Source organism: Frigidibacter sp. MR17.14 (assembly GCF_037095735.1).
In the GTDB taxonomy this organism is placed as follows: domain Bacteria; phylum Pseudomonadota; class Alphaproteobacteria; order Rhodobacterales; family Rhodobacteraceae; genus Frigidibacter.
Genome location: NZ_JBAWKD010000005.1, coordinates 160948 through 182620 on the forward strand (window position 1 = coordinate 160948; position 21673 = coordinate 182620).

The 21673-nt window shown below is 68.7% G+C and carries 19 protein-coding genes; 7 read left to right on the forward strand and 12 right to left on the reverse strand.

Annotated elements, in window-relative coordinates; translation table 11 throughout:
* The 5 genes from V8J36_RS14925 to V8J36_RS14945 form a co-directional block, all read right to left on the reverse strand.
* Positions 1-600 (reverse strand): TRAP transporter small permease, encoded by a 600-nt coding sequence (locus V8J36_RS14925; RefSeq protein ID WP_336468109.1) that lies wholly within the window; start codon positions 598-600, stop codon positions 1-3.
* Positions 601-713: 113 nt separating this feature from the next.
* A complete protein-coding gene (locus tag V8J36_RS14930) occupies positions 714-1712 on the reverse strand; it encodes a TRAP transporter substrate-binding protein (protein ID WP_336468110.1) in 999 nt (332 codons plus the stop codon).
* Between the two features lie 37 nt (positions 1713-1749).
* On the reverse strand, positions 1750-2688 hold the full coding sequence (locus V8J36_RS14935; RefSeq protein WP_336468111.1) for a DUF6282 family protein: 939 nt from the start codon (positions 2686-2688) through the stop codon (positions 1750-1752).
* Positions 2689-2690: 2 nt separating this feature from the next.
* Positions 2691-3629 carry a hypothetical protein gene (locus V8J36_RS14940; protein ID WP_336468112.1) on the reverse strand — a complete coding sequence of 313 codons (939 nt, stop codon included), beginning with the start codon at positions 3627-3629 and terminating at the stop codon, positions 2691-2693.
* Positions 3622-4431 carry an HpcH/HpaI aldolase family protein gene (locus V8J36_RS14945; RefSeq protein WP_336468113.1) on the reverse strand — a complete coding sequence of 270 codons (810 nt, stop codon included), beginning with the start codon at positions 4429-4431 and terminating at the stop codon, positions 3622-3624. Before V8J36_RS14945 ends, V8J36_RS14940 begins: the two co-directional genes overlap by 8 nt.
* Positions 4432-4562: 131 nt before the next feature.
* Between V8J36_RS14945 and V8J36_RS14950 the strand changes: the two genes are divergently transcribed.
* On the forward strand, positions 4563-5372 hold the full coding sequence (locus tag V8J36_RS14950) for an IclR family transcriptional regulator (RefSeq protein WP_336468114.1): 810 nt from the start codon (positions 4563-4565) through the stop codon (positions 5370-5372).
* Positions 5373-5390: 18 nt separating this feature from the next.
* Here V8J36_RS14950 and V8J36_RS14955 read toward each other — a convergent pair whose 3' ends face one another.
* A complete protein-coding gene (locus V8J36_RS14955) occupies positions 5391-6563 on the reverse strand; it encodes an ROK family transcriptional regulator (RefSeq protein ID WP_336468115.1) in 1173 nt (390 codons plus the stop codon).
* Positions 6564-6751: 188 nt separating this feature from the next.
* Here V8J36_RS14955 and V8J36_RS14960 point away from each other — a divergent pair, with 188 nt between their 5' ends.
* The 4 genes from V8J36_RS14960 (at position 6752) to V8J36_RS14975 (ending at position 10330) form a co-directional block, all read left to right on the forward strand.
* Complete coding sequence (locus tag V8J36_RS14960; RefSeq protein ID WP_336468116.1) at positions 6752-7762, forward strand: sugar ABC transporter substrate-binding protein; 1011 nt, start codon at positions 6752-6754, stop codon at positions 7760-7762.
* Between the two features lie 98 nt (positions 7763-7860).
* Positions 7861-8946, forward strand: a complete 1086-nt coding sequence (locus V8J36_RS14965; protein WP_336468117.1) for an ABC transporter permease — start codon at positions 7861-7863, stop codon at positions 8944-8946.
* On the forward strand, positions 8943-9722 hold the full coding sequence (locus V8J36_RS14970) for an ATP-binding cassette domain-containing protein (RefSeq protein WP_336468118.1): 780 nt from the start codon (positions 8943-8945) through the stop codon (positions 9720-9722). The genes V8J36_RS14965 and V8J36_RS14970 overlap by 4 nt, the downstream gene beginning before the upstream one ends.
* A complete protein-coding gene (locus V8J36_RS14975; protein WP_336468119.1) occupies positions 9719-10330 on the forward strand; it encodes a phosphoribulokinase in 612 nt (203 codons plus the stop codon). Before V8J36_RS14970 ends, V8J36_RS14975 begins: the two co-directional genes overlap by 4 nt.
* Here the strand turns inward: V8J36_RS14975 and V8J36_RS14980 are convergent.
* The 6 genes from V8J36_RS14980 to V8J36_RS15005 form a co-directional block, all read right to left on the reverse strand.
* Complete coding sequence (locus V8J36_RS14980; RefSeq protein ID WP_336468120.1) at positions 10315-12627, reverse strand: FdhF/YdeP family oxidoreductase; 2313 nt, start codon at positions 12625-12627, stop codon at positions 10315-10317. The two genes, V8J36_RS14975 and V8J36_RS14980, sit on opposite strands and share 16 nt — an antisense overlap.
* A gap of 89 nt (positions 12628-12716) precedes the next feature.
* On the reverse strand, positions 12717-14324 hold the full coding sequence (locus V8J36_RS14985; RefSeq protein WP_336468121.1) for an ABC transporter ATP-binding protein: 1608 nt from the start codon (positions 14322-14324) through the stop codon (positions 12717-12719).
* Complete coding sequence (locus V8J36_RS14990) at positions 14317-15255, reverse strand: ABC transporter permease (protein WP_336468122.1); 939 nt, start codon at positions 15253-15255, stop codon at positions 14317-14319. Before V8J36_RS14990 ends, V8J36_RS14985 begins: the two co-directional genes overlap by 8 nt.
* A gap of 4 nt (positions 15256-15259) precedes the next feature.
* Positions 15260-16171, reverse strand: a complete 912-nt coding sequence (locus V8J36_RS14995) for an ABC transporter permease (protein ID WP_336468123.1) — start codon at positions 16169-16171, stop codon at positions 15260-15262.
* Between the two features lie 78 nt (positions 16172-16249).
* Entirely contained in the window at positions 16250-17764 is a 1515-nt protein-coding gene (locus V8J36_RS15000) for an ABC transporter substrate-binding protein (protein WP_336468124.1), read from the reverse strand.
* Positions 17765-18123: 359 nt separating this feature from the next.
* Positions 18124-19266, reverse strand: coding sequence for an iron-containing alcohol dehydrogenase (locus tag V8J36_RS15005; protein WP_336468125.1), 1143 nt, complete (start codon positions 19264-19266; stop codon positions 18124-18126).
* Positions 19267-19710: 444 nt separating this feature from the next.
* On the opposite strand from V8J36_RS15005, the gene V8J36_RS15010 reads away from it, so the two are divergent.
* A complete protein-coding gene (locus V8J36_RS15010; RefSeq protein WP_336468126.1) occupies positions 19711-20610 on the forward strand; it encodes a dihydrodipicolinate synthase family protein in 900 nt (299 codons plus the stop codon).
* The gene (locus V8J36_RS15015; protein WP_336468127.1) at positions 20607-21671 is read left to right on the forward strand and encodes an Ldh family oxidoreductase; all 1065 of its coding nucleotides are present in this window, start codon (positions 20607-20609) and stop codon (positions 21669-21671) included. Before V8J36_RS15010 ends, V8J36_RS15015 begins: the two co-directional genes overlap by 4 nt.
* Positions 21672-21673: the final 2 nt, after the last annotated feature.

A 21673-nucleotide genomic window follows, 5' to 3' on the forward strand; every position in this document is an offset into this window, starting at 1 on the left:
TCACAGCTCCTGCTGGGCGGTGGCGGGAAGGTGGTGGATCTGCCGGCCCGCCCGCCAGGCGATCATGTCGACGATCAGCCCGGCGACGACATGCGCGGCCAGAAGCGCGCAGCCAACGGTGACCGAGATGTAGACGTAGGTGATCGGGATCCCGGCCGGGCCGCCGGTCAGGTTGGTCCAGATGAAGTCGATCGCCGGGATCGTCTGCGCCTTGAAGCGCAGGGCATAGGTCAGCCCGCTCGACCCGATCAGCCACAGGAACCACAGGATCGGCACGGCCAGCACCGTGCGGATCGCCAGCTGCACCGCCTGCGCAAGCCCGCCGGTCAGCAGGTCGAGCGCCACGAACTCGCCCCGGTCCCAGGCCAGTCCCAGCGACAGGAAGGTGATCCAGATCAGGATGTAGCGGCAGAGTTCCTCGGCCCAGATCAGCGAGCCGCCGAAGACATAGCGGGCAAGCACCTGCGCCATCATGATCGCGACGAGGGCGAGCATCGCGGTGCCGACCAGCGAGCGCACGACCGCGCAATAGGCGCGGTACAGGCGGACGAGCGGCGGTGTCGGCCCCGCGGCGGCGGGGCGTGGTGTCGGGTGGGACATGGAACGGCTCCGGCTGTTCGGGCGGGTCGCGTCGGGAAAAATCGGTGGGCAGGCCCATTGGCCCGCAGGGCCAGGCGATTGGGCCGGGCGGCGGCGCCGCCCGGCGCCCGGCGTCAGGTCTCGGCCTGCGCGGCCGAGACGAAGGCGCCGATCAGCGGGTCCTTCGCCGCCCATTCCGAGACGAGCGGGCTCAGCTTCTCCTTGAAGGCCGGCAGGTCCTCGAGTTCGCTGATGGTGACGCCCTTCTCGGTCAGGAAGGCGCGGCCGTCCTCGTCCTGCTTCTTGGTGTAGGCCAGCGTCGGCGCGACCGCCCGGCGGCCGGCCTCGCGCACGGCCTGCTGCAGATCGGGGCTGAGGCCCTCGAAGAACACCTGGTTGGCGATCACCAGGTTGTGCCACGGATAGTGGCCGGTCAGCGTGAAGTTCTTGCCGACCTCCCAGAGGTTCTCGCCGATGATCGACGAGACGTTGATCTCGAGCGCGTCGAGCACCTTGGTCTCGAGCGCGCCGTAGATCTCGCCATAGGGCAGGCCGATGGGCGCGGTGCCGATCGTCTCCCAGATCTGCTTGTGCAGCGGCACCGGCACGATCCGCGTCTTCAGCCCCGCGAAATCGGGCAGCTTCGTCACCGGATGCGTGGCCGACAGGAAGTGGCGCTGGCCGATATCGACGGTGGTCAGGCCGACGATGCCCGCGGGCGCGAGATCGTCGAGCAGCGCCTGGCCCTGCGGCGACAGGGCGAGCTTCTCGAAATGCGCGTAGTCCTTGACCAGGAACGGCAGCTGCCAGGCGTTCAGCGCCTGCCGTCCGGTCACCGCCGGGAAGGTCGCGCCCGAGACACCGGCGAACTCCAGCACCCCCGCCATCGCGCTTTCGAGGTTCTGCTTGTCATCGCCCAGCTGCCGGTTCGGGAAGATCTGCAGCTGGAACGCGCCCGGCGCCAGCTCTTCCAGCGCCTTCTTGAACTCGAGGCATGTGATGTGCGCCGGGTGGCTCTCGGCCGCGGCATGGGCGATCTTCGCCGGGATCGCCGCGGCGCGCGCGACGAAGGGCGTGGCGATCACCGCCGAGGCGGCGGCACTGCGTATCAGAAGACTCCGTCTGGTGATCATGGTCTCTCCCCCCTTGATCGGCCGAAATTGGTATGGGTCAGTTCAGGTTCAGAAGTTTCGCCCCGTTGTGGCCGATCATCGTGCGGATCTGCGCCTCGGGGATCTGCAGGTCGAGCAGCAGCCGCACCATCTGGCGATAGCCCTCGACCGGGCGCGGGCTGCCGCGCAGCCCGAGGTCCGAGCAGAGCACGGTGTGGTCCGGCCCCGCGACCTCGATCAGATGCGCGAGGTCGTCGCTCGAGAAGTGATGGGCCGATCCCTCGACGAACATGCAGATCGAATGCTCCATGTAGGCGCCGATCGACACGAGTTCGCGGATGTCGTCGTCGGTGCAGTTGACGACATAGGTCGGGTGGTTGACCAGCAGCTTCTGCACGCCGCGGGCCTTGGCCTCTTCGAAGATCTTGATCAGCTCATGCGCGGGCAGATGGCCGCCCGACAGGATGATGTCGGCCTCGGCGATGATGTCGCAGACCTGCTTGACGGCGTCGCTGACGCGGCCGTTCGCGTCCAGTCCCGACAGCGGGATCGGGTCCAGCATCTTCTTGGCGGTCTTCGGGAAGCTCTTCGCCGCGCCCTCGGCCTGCCGGATGTGGTTCTCCGCCGACAGCGTCGGCAGCCAGACGATCTTGGCGCCGATCTTCGCGGCATGGTCTACCGCATGCGGGTTGATCCCGCCCGAGGCGTTGTTCAGCGCGATCCCGGAATAAAGCTTCACCCCGGTTTCCGGGAACAGCTTTTCGAGGATCACCGCCTGCGCGACGCCAAGATAGAAGTGGTCCTTGTAGAGCACCGCGCGGAACCCCGCCGCCGCGGCCTCCATCATCGCCTCGTGGTGGTCGAGGATCCGCGGCATCGCCGCGGGGCCCGAATGGCAGTGCAGGTCCACCGCGCCGACGAGCAGGTCGTTCACCTGCTTCTCGCGGGCGGCGTCGCCCACCTTGCTCACGAAGGGTTCGGTATCGACATGGTCCATGGTCAGGCCTCCTCGCCTGCAGGTTCGGTCGCGGGCATCGGGTAGTCCGCGGCGTTCAGCACCCAGCCGGGTTTCTCGGAAAAGTCGACGCGCGGCGGGCAGAAGACATCGACGAGCTGGTTGAGCCCCGGGTCGGTCCCGCGCGAGGTGTGGATGGCCGGCGGCGGGATCACCGTGGCCGAGGGCGCGCCGACCTCGATCGCCTCGTCCGCGCGCCAGTCGTTCAGGTCGACCGTCCAGGGCCAGCGCAGGTGATGCACGAAGCGCCCGGCAAGGCAGAGCGAGAGCTGTTCGAACTCGTCGTGGTGATGCGGCGACAGCTTGGTGATGTCGCGCGGGCCGATCTGCGGATCGAGCATGTTCACCATGAAGGTCGTGCAGCGGAAGATCCGCCCGAAGCGGCCCGGCGTCGGCGGCACGTCCAGCGAGTAGTGGCGGATCCGCCAGCCGTCGGCCGGCGCGGGCCAGGCCGCGAAGGCCGGGATGCGGGCATGGGGCGGGTCGTAGGCGGCCGCGTTCGGGCAGGCCGCGACCATGTCTGCCGCGCGGGCGGTGAACAGGCGCACCAGCAGCCCGCCCTCGGGCAGCGTCACCCGGCTGGCGCCCGGCGGCACGAAGGCCAGAGAATGGCCCGGCACCTCGACCCGTTCGGCCCCCGCGGCGCCCTGCGCCTCGATCACCGCGCGGGTGTCCGGCGCGTCGAGCAGCACGACATATTCATCGGGCTGGGCCTCGCGGGCAAAGCTCGCGCCGGGCAGGGCGCGGGTGAGGGCGATCACGAAATTCGCGCCGCGCAGGAACCAGGTCTGCCCGGTCGCATCGTCGATCTGCGGGGGCGCGTCATGGAACAGGCCAAGCTCGGCTGGGAAGAAGCGTCCCGGCGCCACCGCCGAGGATTTGGCGACGGCCAGCCCGGCCCGGGGATCCGAAGGGTCAAACATTCGAGGTCTCCGGTTCCAGTGCCGCGGGCAGCGCGCCATAGGCCGCCAGCACCGCCGATGCCGCCTGCCGCAGGAAGCCCTGATCCGAGGCGGTGATGAAGCAGGACGCGCCGTTGCGCATGTGGCCGGCGGATTCCTCGGCCCCCGCGGTCATGATCGCCGCGGGCTTGCCGGCGCGGCGCGCGGCGGCCAGCACCTTGGCGGTGGCGGCGGTCGTGGCCTCGCAGGACATCGTCGTCTCGCCATAGGCCACGGTCAGGTCGCCGCGGCCGATGAAGATCCCGTCCAGCCCTTCGACCGCGAGGATCTCGTCGATGACCTCGATCGCCGACGGGTCCTCGATCATCGCGATGACGGTCACGCGCTCGTCGTTCTCCGTGACATGGGCGGCGATGCCCAGCGCGCCGTAGCCTCCGGCGCGCGACGAATTGCTGAAGCCCCGGCTGCCACCGCGATAGCGGCAGGCCGCCACTGCCTTGCGGGCCCGCTCGGCGCTGTCGACATGCGGGATCAGGATGCCCTCGGCGCCGCAGTCCAGCACCGAGAGCGCCTGCGAGATGTCGGCCACGCGGACGATGCCGGCGATCCGGGCGGCGCGGGCGGCCAGCAGGATCTGGTCGGTGGTCTCGCGGTTGAAGGGGGCGTGTTCCTCGTCGATGACGACGAAATCGAAGCCGAGACCGCCGAGGATCTCGGTCGCATGGATGCTGGGGGTCTTGATGAAGGTGCCGACCAGCTTCTGCCGCGCCCTGAAGCGCGAGCGGAAGCTGGCCGCGCGGACCGGGTCCGGCGCGGTGGTCATTGATGTCTCCTCCCTACTTGTATCGACTGGCGATACAGCATATCCTCAAGCGATACGATGCAGCGGGCGGGGCGTGGCTGTCAACCACCCTGAGCGTCCCCCCGGATGCGAAACGTGGCGGAACGACGGGAATGGCAAACGTGGACAAGGACTTGGAAGCAGACGGCAAGGCGGGCGCCGACGGCGTTCAGGCGGTGGTTCTGACGCTGCGGATCCTCGAACAGGTCGCGGCGACGCGCGGATCGGTGGGCGTGACCGAGCTTGCCTCGGCCCTCGACACCACCAAGAGCCGAATCTTCCGGCACCTGCGGACGCTGGTCGGGCAGGGCTACCTGTCGCAATCGCCGCCCTCGGACCGCTACCGGGCCGGGCCGCGGCTGATGACGCTGGGGCGGATGGTGGGCGAGAACACCGATCTGGCCACCGTCGCGCTGCGCCCGATGCGCGAGCTGCGCGACCGGCTGGGCCATTCCTGCGTGCTGAGCACGCCCGAGCCGGACGGGGTGCGGATCGCGCTGACCCTGTCGGGGCACCTGCAGATCGAGATCGGGGTGCGGCAGGGCTCGACGCTGGGCTATCACAACTCGGCGCAGGGGAAATGCGCGGCGGCCTATCTCGATCAGGCCCGGCGCGAGGCGATCCTTGCCGGGCCGCTGCCCGCCAGCACGCCCGAGACGATCACCGACCCCGGGGTGCTGCGCCGCCACTTCGCCGAGATCCGGGCGCAGGGTTGGGCCACGGGCGCGAACCAGGCGGCGATCGGGCTGAACGCGCTGGCGGCGCCGATCCTCGACGGGGCGGGGACGCTGGTGGGGGTGCTCGCGGCGGTGAACCTCGTGCAGTTCATCCCCGACAGGCCGGCCGAGGCCGAGTGGCGCGCGGTGACGCAGGCCGCGCGCGAGATCTCGGTCGCGCTCGGCTGGTCGCCCGAGCCGGACTAACCGGCGCAGGCCGTCCGATCAGAACTCGAAGAACTTCGCCATCGCCGGTGCGGTGGCGGCGCCGATGACGCGGGCATTGCCGCCCACCGCCGCCTCTTCGATCGCGGGCGCGGTCAGCCCGCGCAGGTCGAGCCGCGCCAGTTCTTCCCGGGCGGCGGCCACCAGCCGGGCGCGCACCTCGGTCGGGAAGGCGCCGTCGATCAGCACCACCGGGAAGTCGATCACCGCGCAGACCGCCCGCGCGGCATGGGCCAGCGCCCGCGCCGCCCGCGCGATCCAATCCTCCAGTGCCGGGCCCAGCCGCGACCAGTCCTGCGGCTGGTGCCAGAGCGCCCCGGCCGGAAGATCCGCCCCGCTCAGCGCGTTCTCGAGCAGGTAGAGTGAGGCCTCGTCGATCAGCGCCGCGGTGCCCCCGTCCTGTCCGGGCACCCGGATCGCGCCGAAGGCCCCGGCATTGCCCTGCAGCCCCTCGACCACGCTGCCGTTCAGCGCCACCCCGCCGCCGACGAACGAGCCGATGAAGAAATACGCGTAATCGGTCAGGTCGCGGCCGCGGCCGAAGACATGCTCGGCCCGGCAGGCGGCGGTGGCATCGTTGACCAGAAACAGCGGCAGGTCCGAAAAGGCCGCGACCTCGGCCGCGAAGTCGATCTCGCGCCAGACCGAGAAGTCGGCGGGCGCGCCCAGCACGTCGACCCAGCTCCAGATCTCGGCCGGGGCGGCGACGCCGATGCCCGCCAGCCGGGTGCGCTGGCGCGGTGTCAGCGCCTGCGACAGGGCCTGCATCCCCTCGCGCAGATAGGCGAAGATCTCTGCGGGCATCGGGTAGGGATAGGTGATCTGGCTCTGCCCCAGCACCCTGCCCGCGAGGTCCAGCACCGCGAGATCGGCCGAACGTCGTCCCAGCTTCATCCCGAAGGACAGCGCCCCGTCGGGGTCGATCTGCATCGGGATCGAGGGCTTGCCGACCCGCCCCCGCTGCGGCGCGCCCCGGGTCATGAATCCGTCGTTCTCGAGCTTTCGCAGGATGTTCGACACTGTCTGCGGCGACAGCGCGGTCAGCTTGGCGATCTCTGCCCCCGGCAGCCCGCCGCCGCGACGCACCAGCGACAGGATCAGCCGCTCGTTATGCGCCCGGACCCCGATCTGGTTGACGCCCGAACGCGCGCCGATGCGGTCATTGCCATCCATGACAGATCCTCCCCGATCCCTGCCTAGCATGCCCTCAGCGGGGCCGCCACGCAATTAATAAATCGAATGGATTTACTTATTGACCAACAGCGGGAATCGCGGCAGTTTGATCCTCGATCCGCTGGAGGAGCGGAGGCGCCGGCAAGGCCCGTGGGGCAGGCGGCGCGTGACCTTTTGGGAGGATGACGATGAAGACGCTGTTCGCGGGTTCTGCCCTGGCGCTGGTGCTTGCTGCGGGGGCCGCCTCGGCCGCCGACACCACGGCCTGCCTGATCACCAAGACCGACACCAACCCCTTCTTCGTGAAGATGAAGGAAGGGGCCAGCGCGAAGGCCAAGGAGCTTGGGCTGACCCTGAACACCTATGCCGGCAAGATCGACGGCGATGTCGAAACGCAGGTGGCGGCGGTCGAAAGCTGCATCGCGGCCGGGGCGAAGGGCATCCTGATCACGCCCTCTGACAGTCGCGCGCTGGCGCCGGTGGTCGGCAAGGCGCGCGAGGCGGGGGTTCTCGTCATCGCACTCGACACGCCGTTCGAGCCGATCGACGCCGCCGATGCGACCTTCGCCACCGACAACTTACTGGCGGGCGAGCTGATCGGCAAATGGGCCGCGGCGAAGATGGGCGATACCGCCAAGGCGAAGATCGCGCTGCTGGACCTCAACCCCTCGCAGATCTCGGTCGACTACCTGCGCGACAACGGCTTCCTCAAGGGCTTCGGCGTCGACATCAAGGACCCGACCAAGATGGGCGACGAGGATGACCCGCGCATCGTCGGCAACGACGTGACCAACGGCAACGAAGAGGGCGGGCGCACCGCGATGGAGAACCTTCTGCAGAAGGACTCCGAGGTGAACCTCGTCTACACGATCAACGAGCCCGCCGCCGCCGGCGCCTTCGAGGCGCTGAAGGCCGTGGGGTTGGAAAGCCAAGCCCTGATCGTCTCGGTCGACGGCGGCTGCCCGGGGGTGAAGAACGTGGCCGGCGGCGTGATCGGTGCCACCTCGATGCAGTTCCCGCTTAAGATGGCCTCGATGGGGATCGAGGCGATCAAGGCCTATGCCGAGACGGGCGAGAAGCCCAGGGCCTCGGAAGGGCTCGATTTCACCAACACCGGCGTCGAGCTGGTCACCGACCAGCCGGTCGACGGCATCCCCTCGATCACCTCGAAAGAGGCGATGGACAAGTGCTGGGGCTGAGGCCCGTTGCCACGGCCCGGCATCGTTGATGCCGCGCCGACCCCGGAGGGGCCCCCACGCCCCCCGGGGACCCCGTCCCTTCAACAGATGAGGCCGCCATGAGCGAAACCATCCCGTCGTCGCGACGCCCCGCGCAGGAGTTCGAGACGGTGATCGACGGCGCCGACCGCCGCGTCGCCGCCTTCGATCCGCACCGCCGCGGGCCCGTCGAGCAGCTGCAGCACGCTCTGCATTCCAATCCCACGCTGGTGCCGGTGATCGTGCTTCTGGGGGCCGTGGCGGTCTTCGGGGTGATCTCGGGATCGAAGTTCTTCTCGGCCTTCAACCTGACGCTGATCATGCAGCAGGTGTCGATCATCGGCATCCTCGCCGCGGCGCAGTCGCTGATCGTGCTGACCGCGGGCATCGACCTGTCGGTTGCGGCGATCATGGTGCTGATGTCGGTGATCGCCGGCAACCTCGCGGTCTTCTCGGGCGTGCCCGCGATCTTCGCGCTGGTCATCGCCTTTGCCGGCGGTGCGGCGGCGGGGATGTTCAACGGCTTCCTCGTCACCCGCGTGAAGCTGCCGCCCTTCATCACCACGCTGGGCACCTGGTCGATCTTCTACGCGCTGAACCTCTGGCTGTCCGGGGCGCAGTCGATCCGCAGCCAGGACATCGACGCCGCGGCGCCGCTCTTGAAGGTCTTCGGCGAGACGATCGCCATCGGCTCGGCGCGGATCACCTGGGGCTCGATCCTGATGGTCGTGGTGTTCCTGGTGCTGTGGTACATGCTCAACAAGACCGCATGGGGCCGCCATGTCTATGCCGTGGGCGATGATGCCGAGGCGGCAGAGCTGGCCGGCATCCGCACCCGCCGCACGCTGATGTCGGTCTATGCGCTGGCCGGGCTGATCTGCGGCATCGCCGCCTGGGCCTCGATCGGGCGGGTTGGCTCGATCTCGCCGCAAGCCTTCTACGAGGGCAACCTGCAGTCGATCACCGCGGTCGTGATCGGGGGGATCTCGCTCTTCGGCGGTCGCGGCTCGATCCTTGGTGCGCTCTTCGGCGCGCTGATCGTCGGCGTCTTCCAGTCGGGCCTGCGGCTCGCCGGGGTGGACGTTCTCTGGCAGGTGTTCGCCATCGGCTGGCTCATCATCATCGCGGTCGCCATCGACCAGTGGATCAGAAAGGTCTCGGCATGAACGCCCCCATCCTCTCCGCCCGCGGTCTGCAGAAGCGCTATGGCCGGGTCACCGCGCTCGACGATTGCGACTTCGACCTCTACCCCGGCGAGATCCTCGCGGTGATCGGCGACAACGGCGCCGGAAAATCCTCGCTGATCAAGGCGCTGTCGGGCGCGATCCGGATCGACGCAGGGTCGATCACCCTCGACGGGCAGGAGGTCAGCTTCGCCTCGCCCCTTCAGGCGCAAGAGGCCGGCATCGCCACCGTCTACCAGACGCTCGCGCTGTCGCCGGCCCTGTCCATCGTCGACAACATGTTCATGGGGCGCGAGATCCGCGCCAAGGGCTTCACCGGGCAATGGCTGCGCAAGCTCGACCATGGCGCGATGCGCGACATCGCCCGCCAGAAGCTGTCGGAACTGGGGTTGATGACGATCCAGAACATCGACCAGCCGGTCGAGACGCTGTCGGGCGGCCAGCGGCAGGGCGTGGCGGTGGCGCGGGCGGCGGCCTTCGGCTCGAAGGTGATCATCCTCGACGAACCCACCGCGGCGCTTGGCGTCAAGGAAAGCCGCAAGGTGCTGGACCTGATCCAGGACGTGCGGGCGCGCGGGATCCCGATCATCCTGATCTCGCACAACATGCCGCATGTGTTCGAGGTCGCCGACCGCATCCATGTCCACCGTCTGGGGCGCAGGCTTTGCACGGTGCGGCCCGAGGACTGCTCGATGTCGGATGCGGTGGCGCTGATGACCGGCGCCAAGGCGCCCCCCGGCGAAAGCATTGCAGCATGAGACCAGTCGATGCCGGGCAGTTGCTGGGCATCCTGAGCGAGGCGGCGCGGACCTCCCCGCGCCGCCTCGTGGCGCTTGCGGGCCCCCCCGCCGCCGGGAAGTCCACGCTGGCCGAAGAGCTTGCGCGCGGGCTTGGTCCGCAGGCGCAGGTGATCCCGATGGACGGCTTCCACCATGACAACGACTGGCTGGACGCCAAAACCTTTCGCGCGCGAAAGGGTGCGCCGGAAACCTTCGACGTCGCGGGCTTCGTGGCGCTGGTCCGCGCGATCCGCGGCGGCGCATCGCCCGCCTATCCGCTGTTCGACCGCGCCGCGGACCGCACCGTGCCCGGCGCGGGGCAGGTCGATCCGGCCGCGCGGCTTCTGATCTTCGAGGGCAACTACCTGCTGCTCGACCGGCCCGGATGGCGCGATCTGGCGCCGCTGTGGGACATCACCGTCGCGCTCAGGATCGACGAGGACGTCCTGACCGAGCGGCTGGTGCGGCGCTGGACCGACCACGGGCTCGACCCCGCGGCGGCGCTGGCCCGGGCCGAGGGCAACGACCTGCCGAACGGGCGCACGGTGCTGCGCGAGAGTATCGCACCCGATTACGTGCTGGGCTGATCCGGATCGGCCAGCACCCGCACCGGCGTGCCCTTGTAGGCCGGCGTCTGCGAGTGCTTCTCGTGATATCCCAGCGGCACCAGCGGGTTCAGTTCCGGGTAATAGCCCGCGATGCAGCCCGGCGGCAGGTCATAGGCGGTGACGGTCAGCCCCTCGATCCGCCGCGCGACGCCATCCTCGACCGCGCATTCCAGCGTCACCCGCTGCCCCTCGGCCAACCCGCGCCGGGCGATCTCGTCGCGGTTCAGCAGCACGATGTCGCGGCTGCCCTCAAGCCCGCGCAGCCGGTCCGAAAAGCCGTAGATCGTCGTGTTGAACTGGTCGTTCGAGCGCAGGGTGATCAGCGTCATCTCGTCGCCCCGCGGGCTTTGGCCAAGGGCCGACAGCGTGGTGGGCGCGGTGAACTGCGCCTTGCCGCTGTCGGTCTTCCACTCGCGTCGTTTCACCGGGTTGCCGCGGTAGAAGCCGCCGGGCTGGAACAGCCGGTCGTTGAAGTCGTGGAAGCCCTCCGGGTAGGTCTGCGCGATAAGATCGCGGATCAGATCGTAATTCGCCGTCCAGTCCTGCCAGCGCAGGCGCGGGTTCGGGGGCAGCGTCGCCGCCGCGATCCCGGCCACGATCGCCACTTCCGACATCAGCGCCTCGCCCGGCGGCTCCGCCTGCCCGATCGAGCCGTAGACATGCGACAGCGAGTCTTCCATCGACACCACCTGCGGCCCGCTGGCCTGCCTGTCGATATCGGTGCGCCCCAGGCAGGGCAGCAGGAAGCTGACCCGGCCCGGCACCAGATGCGAGCGGTTCGGCTTCGTCGCGACATGCACCGTCAGGTCCAGCGCGGGCCAGGCCGCTTCCATCCGGTCCCGGTCGGGCAGCGCGCGCAGCAGGTTGCCGCCCAGCGAGAGCATCGCCCGCACCCGGCCCTGCAGCAGCGCCTCGCAGGCATGGACGACGTTCATCCCGTCCTTCTCGGGCGGCTCGATCCCGAAGAGCGCCCGCAGACGCTCTGCCGGCATATGCGCGGATTTCTCGCCGATGCCGACGCTCCGCTGGCCCTGCACATTGGAATGGCCCCGCACCGGCGAGATGCCGGCGCCCGGCCGGCCCATGTTCCCGCGCAGCATCAGAAGGTTGCAGAGCATCCCGAGGTTCAGCCAGCCGTTCACATGCTGGGTCAGCCCCATGCCGTAGATGCCGATCACGCGGCTGGCCCCCAGATAGATCCCGGCCGCCTCTTCGATCATCGCGCGGCTCAGGCCCGAGGTCGTCTCGATCTCGTCCCAGCCGAAGGCGCGCACGGCGGCGATGGTCTCTGCGAAACCGGTGGTCTCGGCAGCGATGAAGTCATGGTCGAGCACGGTCCCCGGCGCCGCATCCTCGGCCGCCAGCACGCATTTCATCAACCCCGCAAGCACGGCGATGTCGCCGCCGGGGCGGACCTGAAAGTACTTCTCGGAGATCGGGGTCTCGCCCCCGGTCAGCATCTGGCCGATGTTCTGCGGATCGGTGAAGGCGATCAGCCCGCGTTCGCGCAGCGGGTTGAAGGTGACGATCCGGCAGCCACGTTTCACCGCGTCCTTCAGCTGGTGCAGGAAGCGGGGGCTGTTGGTGCCGGTGTTCTGGCCGAAGAAGAAGATCGCGTCGCAGCTTTCGAAATCCTCGAGCGTGCAGGTGCCGACCGGGGTGCCGATGAAGCTTTGCAGGTTCACCGAGGTCGTCTCGTGGCACATGTTCGACGACTGCGGCAGGTTCTGGTGCCCCATCGCCCGGGCGAAGAGCGCGTAGAGATAGGCCGCCTCGAGCCCGGCATGGCCCGAGGCATAGAACACCGCCTGCTCGGGCGGCATCGCCTTCAGGATCGCGCCGATCTCGTCGAAGGCCGCCTGCCAGCCGACCGGCAGGTAGCGGTCGCTTTCGGGGTCGTAGCGCAGGGGCTCCGTCAGCCGCCCCGCGGCCTCGAGATCGTGATCATGCAGGCCGCGCAGCTCGCGCAGGGTATGCAGGGCGAAGAAATCGGCATCGGCCCGGCGTTCGTCCAGTTCCCACAGCGTCGCCTTCGCGCCGTTCTCGCAGAATTCGAAGCGGTGGGGCTTGGCGGGCTTGGCCCAGGCGCAGGACGAACACATGACGCCGCCGGGCTTGTTCAGCTTCGCCAGGATCGACAGCGCCCGCGTCGGTACCGGCGTGTCGCCGGCGATCCGCGCCACCCCGCCAAGCGAGCCCCAGCCGCCTGCCGGCCCGTGGTCATGGGGCGTGTCGTCATCCTGACGGTCGGGGTGATGCTGCTGGGAACCGGTCATCGTCTGCCTCCGCCGCGACGCTGTGGCGGAAGAACGGACCCCGGGCGGGCCGGGTTCCGGGGCAGGGCGTCACGGTTGCTCGACCGCCGTCATGCCGGAACGGCGCTGCGGGCGCGCTGGATCTGCGGATCCGGGTCGAGACCTGCGGCCAGCAGCCGCTGGGTATAGCGCTGACGCGGGCTTTCGAAGATTTCGCGCACGGTGCCGATCTCGACCACGCGGCCCTTCTCCATCACCATCACGTGGTCGGCGAAGTCGCGCACCACCGGCAGGTCGTGGGCGATGAAGATGAAGGCGATGCCAAGCTCGCGCCGCAGCTTGTCGAGAAGCGCGATCACCTGCGCCTGGATCGACACGTCGAGCGCCGAGACCGCCTCGTCGCAGATGATCAGGTCGGGCTCGAGCGCCAGTGCGCGCGCGATGGCGATCCGCTGGCGCTGCCCGCCCGAGAACTGGTGCGGATAGCGGTCGGCATGTTCGGGCTGCAGGCCCACCTGTTCCAGCAGCTCTTCGACCCGCGCCCGCCAGCGCGCCTTGGGCAGGATGTCGCGATGGATCGCCCAGGCTTCCGAGATGATACGATAGACCGACATCCGCGGGTTCAGCGACTGGGTCGGGTCCTGGAAGACCATCTGGATCTCGCGCCGCATGGCGAAAAGCTCCGACCGCGGCATCGCGATCAGGTCGCGGCCCTTCCAGTGGGCGGTGCCGCTGTCGGCCTCGTTCAGGCGCAGGATGCAGCGCGCCGAGGTCGACTTGCCGGACCCGCTTTCGCCCACGATCGCCAGCGTCTCGCCCCGGCGCAGCGTGAAGGACACGTTGTCGAGCGCCTTGAACGCGCCGAAGGTCTTGCACAGGCGCTCGACTTTCAGGATCGGCTCGGCATCGGGCGACGGTTCGTGCATCGCGCCGCGTCCCGGCGCGGCCGAGATCAGCTTCTTGGTATAGGGGTGCTTCGGCGCATGATAGACCTGCGCGGGGGTGCCCTGCTCGACGATCTCGCCGGCGTTCATCACCACGACGCGGTCCGCGACCTCGGCCACGACGCCGAGGTCATGGGTGATCAGCAGCAGGCCCATGCCCATCTCGCGCTGCAGTTCGCGCAGCAGCTCGAGCACCTCGAACTGCACCGTCACGTCGAGCGCTGTGGTGGGTTCGTCGGCGATGACGATGTCGGGCTTCATCACCAGCGCCATCGCGATCATGATCCGCTGGCGCTGCCCGCCCGAGAATTCGTGCGGATACTTGCCCATCGCCTCTTTCGGCTGCGGCAGGCCGACGCGGGTCAGGAGTTCGAGCGCGCGGGCCTCGGCCGCGGCGGCGGCCAGCCCGTGGACGCGGCCGGCTTCGGTCAGCTGCCAGCCGATGGTGTAGACCGGATTCAGGTGGCCGAGCGGGTCTTGGAAGATCATCGCGATGCGCCGGCCGTTGATCTCGCGCCGGGCCTCGGGGCTCATGCCCAGTAGGTCGCGGCCCTCGAACAGGACCTCGCCGCTGGTGATCTCGCCCGGGGGCATGTCGATCAGGTTCATGATCGCCGAGGCCGAGACCGACTTACCAGAGCCGCTTTCGCCCAGGATCGCAAGGGTTTCGCCGCGGTCGAGATGCCAGCTGATGCCGCGCACGGCACGCACGATCCCGCCGGCGGTGTGGAACTGGACCGAGAGGTCGCGGACTTCGAGAAGATGGTCAGCCACGGGTCTTGCCTCCGGTTTCGAGCCGCCAGCGCTGGGTCGGGTCCAGCGCCACGCGCAGCCAGGATGACAGCAGGTTCAGCGACATGGTGGTCAGGATGATCGCGAGGCCCGGCCAGAACGCCAGCCACCAGGCGGTGTTCATGTACTGCTTGCCCTGCGCGACCATCAGGCCCCAGGTGATCTCGGGCGGCTGGATGCCGATCCCGAGGAACGAGAGCGAGCTTTCGGCCAGCATCACGAAGGCGAAGTCGAGCGTGGCGATGGTCACCAGCGTCGGCACCACCATCGGCAGGATGTGGAAGAACATGATCCGCATCCGCGAGGCGCCCATCACCTCTGCCGCCTCGACGAACATGCGATGGCGGATCTCCAGCACCTCGGCGCGGGTGGTGCGCAGGTAGACCGGGATCCGGGTGATCGCGAGCACCAGCACCAGGTTCCCGACCGAGGGTTCGAGCATGTAGAGCACGACCACGGCCAGCAGCAGCGAGGGGAAGGACATGATCACGTCGGCCAGTCGCATGATGACGGTGCCGATGCGCTGCGAGGAGTAGCCGGCGACGAGGCCCAGCAGGGCGCCGATCACCGACGAGCCCAGCACGGCGCCGGCGGCGATCATCAGCGTGTTCTGCGCGGCGACGAGGATCCGCGGCAGGATCGGCCGGCCGAGCGAATCCGCCCCCAGCACGCCCAGCCATCCGGCATCCAGCGTGAAGGGCGGGGCGTTGCGGGCGCGCAGGTTCTGCTTCTGCGCGGCGGCGTCGAACAGCATCGGGCCGAAGATCGCGGCGAGGATCATCAGGATCAGGAAGAGCACCGCGATGGTCGCGAACTTGTCGCGCCACAGCATCGACAGCCAGCGGGCGGCGGGGCCCTTGGGCTTGGTCGGCCGGCCGATGCCGGGAGTGGTCAGGCTGTTGGTCATCGTCATGGCCTCAGGTCCGGATCCGCGGATCGAGCAGCGCGTAGGCGAGGTCGATCAGAAGGTTCATCAGGAAGATCGCGACGGCGGTCACCATGATCGCGGCAAGGATAACGTTGAAGTCGCGGTTCAGGATCGAGTCGATCATCAGCTTGCCGACGCCCGGGAAGCCGAAGATCGTCTCGACCACCACGGCGCCGTTCAGCATCGCCGCCGCCTGGTCGCCGATCACGGTGATCACCGGCAGCATGGCGTTGCGCAGGGTGTGCACGAAGATGATCGCGCGGTTGCCGACGCCCTTGGCGCGGGCGGTCTTGACGTAGAGCGAGCCGAAGGACTGCAGCATCGAGCCGCGGACGATCTGCAGGATCAGGCCGAAGGGGCGGATGAACAGCACCGAGATCGGCAGGATCCAGTGCCAGACCGAGCCGGTGCCCGAGGTCGGCACCCAGCCGAGGTTCACCGCGAAGATGATCATCGCGACGATGGCGATCCAGAAATCGGGGGCCGAGGCGCCGATCAGCGACAGGACCGAGACGAAGCGGTCGAAGAGGCCGCCGGGGCGGTGCGCGGCGAGCGAGCCGATGACGATGGCGCAGAGGCTGACCAGCACGATGGTGATCACCGCCAGCTGCAGCGTCCAGGTGAAGGCCTCGAGCACGACGGTGATCGCCGGGCGGGCCTGGGTCAGGCTTTCGCCGAAGTCGAGATGCAGCACATCCCAGACATAGCGGCCGAACTGCACGATCACCGGGTCGTTCAGCCCGTGCAGCTCGCGGAAGTTCTCGATCATCTGCGGGGTCGCGTCGATCGGCAGGAACAGCGTGGCGGGGTCGCCCGTCAGCCGCGTGAGGAAGAAGACAAGCACGAGGAGCGCGATCAGCGAGAACAGGCTGGACACGATCCTGCTGGTGACTTTCGACATGGGGGTCCTCCTCCCTGGGCCGACGCGGCTGACGCCGCGGATGGTGTTGGGGGGCGGGTCGCCGCCCCCCGGATCGGATCACTTGAAGGCGATGTCGCTCAGCTGCAGCTGCGAGTTCGTCGCGATCGTCGGCTCGAAGCTCACGCGCTTGCCGATGCGGGCGAAGTTGACCATGTGGAACAGCGGCACGTCGGCGACCACGCCATCATGCACATAGGCGATCAGCTCCTGCCAGAGTTTGGTGCGCTCGTCGCCGGTGGCGGCGGTGGCCTTGGCGATCAGCTCGTCGACCTTCGGGTCAGAGATGCCCGACTGGCGGCCTTCGCTGTCGTACTTGAAGAACATGGTGAACACCGGGTCGCCGCGGCTGTTGTCATGCTGCACGGCCAGGGCATAGGGCGGGCGGCCGTCCTTGTAGGGCTTGTTGTACAGCTCTTCGACCTGGGCGACTTCCATCATCTGGACCTTCACGGTGAAGCCCACGTCCTGCAGCATCTGCGCCATCGCCTCGACCGTTTCCAGCACGTTCGGGAACAGGTTCGAGCGGCCGACGAGCGTGATCGGCGTGTCGACCGGCACGCCGTCGGCCTTGGCCGCGGCCAGCAGCTCCTTCGCCTTTTCAGGATCGAAGGGCCAGGGCTGCACGTCGGGGTTCGCGCCCAGCGTCGTCGGCGGCACCAGCGCCGCGGCCTTGACCACGCCCTCGGGCAGCAGCGTGCCGATGAAGGCGTCGCGGTCGATGGCCAGGTTCATCGCCTCGCGCACGCGCTTGTCGCTGACCGGGGCCACGCCCGAGTCGATGCGCAGGTAGAAGGTTTCCGAGTTCAGATACGAGACGTCGGTGGTCTTGTCGGTCGCGTCGATGGCCGAGATCGAGGGCGCGAGGTCGGCTTCCCCCTGCGCGACCATCGCGGCGGCCACGGCCGGGTCGGTGCGGAATTCGTAGGTGGCCTTGGTCACCGCGGGCTTGTCGCCCCAGTAGTCGTCGCGCCGGCTCAGCACGATGTTCTGGCCGGGCTTCCACTCGGTCAGCTTGTAGGGACCGGTGCCCACGGGTTCACGGATGAATTCCATCGGCGTTTCCGAGGGGACGATGGTGACCAGCGACAGCATCAGCGGCAGGATCGGCTGGGCCGGAGCGGCGGTGATGTCGATGGTGTGCGGGTCGACGACGGCATAGGACAGCTTGGTGTCGCCGAAGTAGCGCGGCGTCTCGCAGGTCAGCTGGCTGGACATCGCGCGCTCGAACGAATGCTGGACGTCGGTGGCGTCGAAATCGGTCCCGTCCGAGAACTTGACGCCCTCGCGCAGGTGGAAGCGCCAAGTGCCGGGCGTGGTTTCCTCCCACGAGGTGGCCAGGCGCGGCATCACGCCCTTGTCGCCCTTCACGTCGAATTCGGTGAGCGTCTCGTTGATGTTCTGCAGCACGATCCGACCGATGTTCGAGCGGGTGGCCATGCAGGGCTCGACGAGGTCGACATTCTCGCCCAGCACGATCGTGACCTCTCCATCGGCCGCCTGCGCCGCGCCGGTTCCGACACCGGGCAGCGTCCACAGAGCCGCTACCGCGGCGACACCAAGCTTGCGTAGCATCTGATCCTCCCTGATCACCTGATCTTGCCGCCGCGCTGCGGTCCCTGCCGCTGCGATCCGACGGGCGGACATGTCGTCCGCATGGTCCCTGCCGGCCTCTGCCTCCTCGGCCGGATGGCCCAAGGTGACGAATTCACCGGCAACTTGTCAACTGTTCTTCTCTCTTGCGGGGTATCCGGCCCGATCGCGGCGCTCTGTATAGGAATTACCGTTTGTTAGCAGCGATCTAGATTGGGTTCCCCTGAAGTCAACGGTTGGTCAATTTGACAATATTGGTGGCGGTTCCGGGCGCGGCGCGATGACAGATGCGCGCCCGTGGTGGAATCGCCGCGCCGTGGCCGGCGGCGCGGCGGCGGGGGTCAGGCCGGCACGGTAGCCCCGTAGGCCTGCCGGTAGATCGCCAGGATGTCGGCCTCGGACAGGTCGCGCGGGTTCCAGTCCAGCAGGCGGCGGATCGCATGCGCTTCGGCCGCCATCGCCGGCAGGTCGTCCTCGGGCACGCCATGCGCGGCCAGCGCCATGTCGAGGCCGAGCCCGCGGCAGAAGCCCATCGCGCCTTCCAGCACCTCGGTGTCGGTGCGGCCCTCGAAGCCGAGGGCCTCGCAGACCAGCGCCGTCTTCTGCGGGGCGGCGGCCCGGTTCGCGGCCAGAACATGCGGGAAGATCAGCGCATTCGCGATGCCATGGGCGATCTTGTGGCGCGTCCCCAGCGGATAGGCGATGGCATGGCCGGCGGTGGTGTTCACCGGGCCAAGGCAGACGCCGCCATAGAAGGCCGCAAGCGACAATGCCGCCCGCGCCTCTAGATCCGAGCCGGCGCGGACCGCGCGGGGCAGGAAGGCGCCCACAAGTCGTGTGCCTTCAATGGCATAGGCGTCGATGATCGGATGCGCTCGCTTCGAAGTGAAGGCCTCGACACAATGCGCCATCGCGTCGACGCCGGTCGCCGCGGTGATGAAGGCCGGGACCGAGGCGGTCAGATGCGGGTCGATGAAGGCCGCGTCCGCCAGCATCTGCCGGCTTTCGGTCGCGATCTTGTTCATCGTCGCCGGATCGGTGATCAGTGCGCGGGTGCCGACCTCCGAGCCGGTCCCGGCCGTGGTCGGCACCTGCACCAGCCGGACGCCACGACGCGGCGCGCGGTTCGGGCCCGAGATTTCGGACAGGGCCTTGCCGCTGCCGATCATCACCGCGACGAGCTTCGCGAGATCCATCGCCGAACCGCCGCCGAAGCCGATGATCGCGTCGGGGGCCGCCGCCTCGGCCGCGACGACGGCGGCGGTCAGGTTCGGCAGATCGGGTTCGGGCATCACCTCGGTGAAGGCCGGCACCGCACCCAGGCCGAGCTGGTCGAGCCGCGAGCCGTTGAACGCGTCGGCGATCACGAAGGCGCGGGTCACGCCCTCGGCGGCCAGCCAGTCGGGCAGTGCGGCAAGCGCGCCTTGTCCGAACCTGACTACGGGCGGGCGCTGCATCTCCAGCGCGGAATCGAGCGTCGCCATGGGGATCCTCCAGATCATTCAATGTTTCCGGCATCTTGGCCAGAAGATCGGCGCGGGCCGGGCCGCATCACGGCCGGGGCGGCGCGCCCTGCGTCGGGACAGGTAAAGCCGTGTTGTAATATTTGTCAATTCCTGCGCTGCGGCGGTTCAGGACGCCATTCAGCGAGCCTCTCTCGTGTGGTGATAGATGTGATATCCAAGATAAATTGCGTAAAAGCAATATTTTAAGGATCACGCTCTGCGCCGTGGCTTGTCCCGTGCCGCGGACATGGCACCGTGTGGCACGTTCGAATCGACCCGCTTTTTCGCTTTCTCTGTTGACAAGTTGACCCCGCGGCGCAAGTTTCCACGGCAGCAGCGGGGCGGAGGAGCGCCCGGTCCGGCTGCGCGGGAGGGCGGGCAGGGCCCGGCACCTCCGATGTCTCGCGCCCGACCGGAGGACCCATGAGCCAGAGCGAAGTCTTCGTCGCCCTCGTCACCTGCTTCAACGATGACGAAACCATCAACTACGACGCCACGCTTGCGCAGGTCCGCCGCCAGGTCGCCGCCGGGAACAACATCATGTGCGCCGGCACCAACGGCGACTTCACCGCGCTGACCTTCGAGGAGAAGGTCGAGCTCTGCGGTCGCGTCGCCGCCGAGGTGAAGGGCAAGGCCAAGATCATCGTCAACGCCGGCATGCCCGCGACCTTCGAGACGGTGAAGCTGGCGAAGGAATTCGACCGCATCGGCGTCGACGGCATCGCCGTGATCACGCCGTTCTTCATCGCCTGCACGCAGGACGGGATGGTGCGCCACTTCTCGACGGTGGCCGATGCCGTCGCGACCCCCACCTATCTCTACGACATCCCGGCGCGCACCCAGAACCACATCGAGCCGGCGACGGCCCGCCAGCTGGCCGCGCATGGAAACATCATGGGGATCAAGGATTCCGGCGGCGCGCAGGAGACGCTCGAGCAGTATCTGGCGATCGGTCGCGAGGTCGAGGGCTTCGATGTCTATTCCGGCCCCGATCACCTCGTGCTCTGGTCGTTCCAGAACGGCGCGAAGGGCGCGATCTCGGGTCTGGGCAACGTGATGCCAGAGGTGGTCGCCGGGATCTGCCGCTCGTTCAACGCCGGCGACATGGACGAGGCTGCGCGCTATCAGCAGATCTTCGGCAACTTCCGCAAGGATCTTTACGGTCTGGGCTATCCGCCGGCGCTGGTGAAGCGCGCGCTGTGGGTGATGGACAATTCGGTGGGGGCCAGCCGGCAGCCCGCGCTGTTGCCCGACCCCAAGCAGGATGCGCAGATCGCCGAGATCCTGAAGAAATACGACCTGCTGGGCGCTGTCCCGGCATGAGCGCCGACGGAACCTGCGCCGATCGCTACGCCGCCGCCGACCTGCTGGCCGCGGCCCGGGCGCTGTTCGCCGCCGCCGGGGTCGAGCCCGCCAAGGCCGAGGCGGTCGCGACCTATCTGGTCGAAGCCGACCTGATGGGCCACACCACCCACGGCCTTGCGCTGGCGGGCTGGTATCTGCAGTTGCTGGCCGACGGCGTGCTGAACGGGGCGGGCGATTACGAGGTGATCTCGGACCGCCCGGCCGCGGTGGCTTGGCGGGGCAACCGCCTGCCGGGCGCCTGGCTGACTGCCGAGGCGGTGACGCTGGCCGTCGCCCGCGCGGCCGAGACCGGAACCTGCACCGTCGTCGTCGGCGACAGCGGGCATATCGGCGCCCTGGCGGCCTATCTGCCGATCGCGACCGGGCAGGGCATGATGGCCTCGATCACCTCGTCCTCGCCTTCGGGCGCGCAGGTGGCGCCGTTCGGCGGGACCCGCGGGCTTTATACCCCCGATCCGGTCGCGCATGGCATCCCGACGCCGGGCGATCCGATCCTGATCGACATCTCGGCCTCGATCACCACGGTGAACATGGCGCAGCGGATGATCCGCGAGGGGCGGCAGTACGAGCACGACTGGCTGATGGATGCCGCGGGTGCGCCCGCGCGCGATCCGCAGGTGCTGTCGGCGGGCGGCACGCTGATGCCGGTCGGCGGGCTCGATCACGGGCAGAAGGGCTATGGCATGGCCCTGCAGGCCGAGGCGGTGACGCAGGGTCTGGCCGGCTGGGGCCGGGCCGATGCGCCGAAGGGCACCTGCTGCGCCTTCACGGTGCAGGTCTGGGACCCCGAGGCTTTCGGCGGGCGCGAGGCCTTCCTGCGCCAGACCGGCTGGCTGGCCGAGGCCTGCCGCAGCAATCCGCCGCGTCCCGGCGTGTCGGCCGTGCGGCTGCCCGGCCAGAACGCCGCGCGCCGCAAGGCCGAGGGGCTGGCGCAGGGCGTGCGGCTGCATGACGGCATCATCGCGAGCCTCGTTCCGCATGCGGACCGGCTGGGCGTGGCGCTGCCGGCGCCGCTTTGATC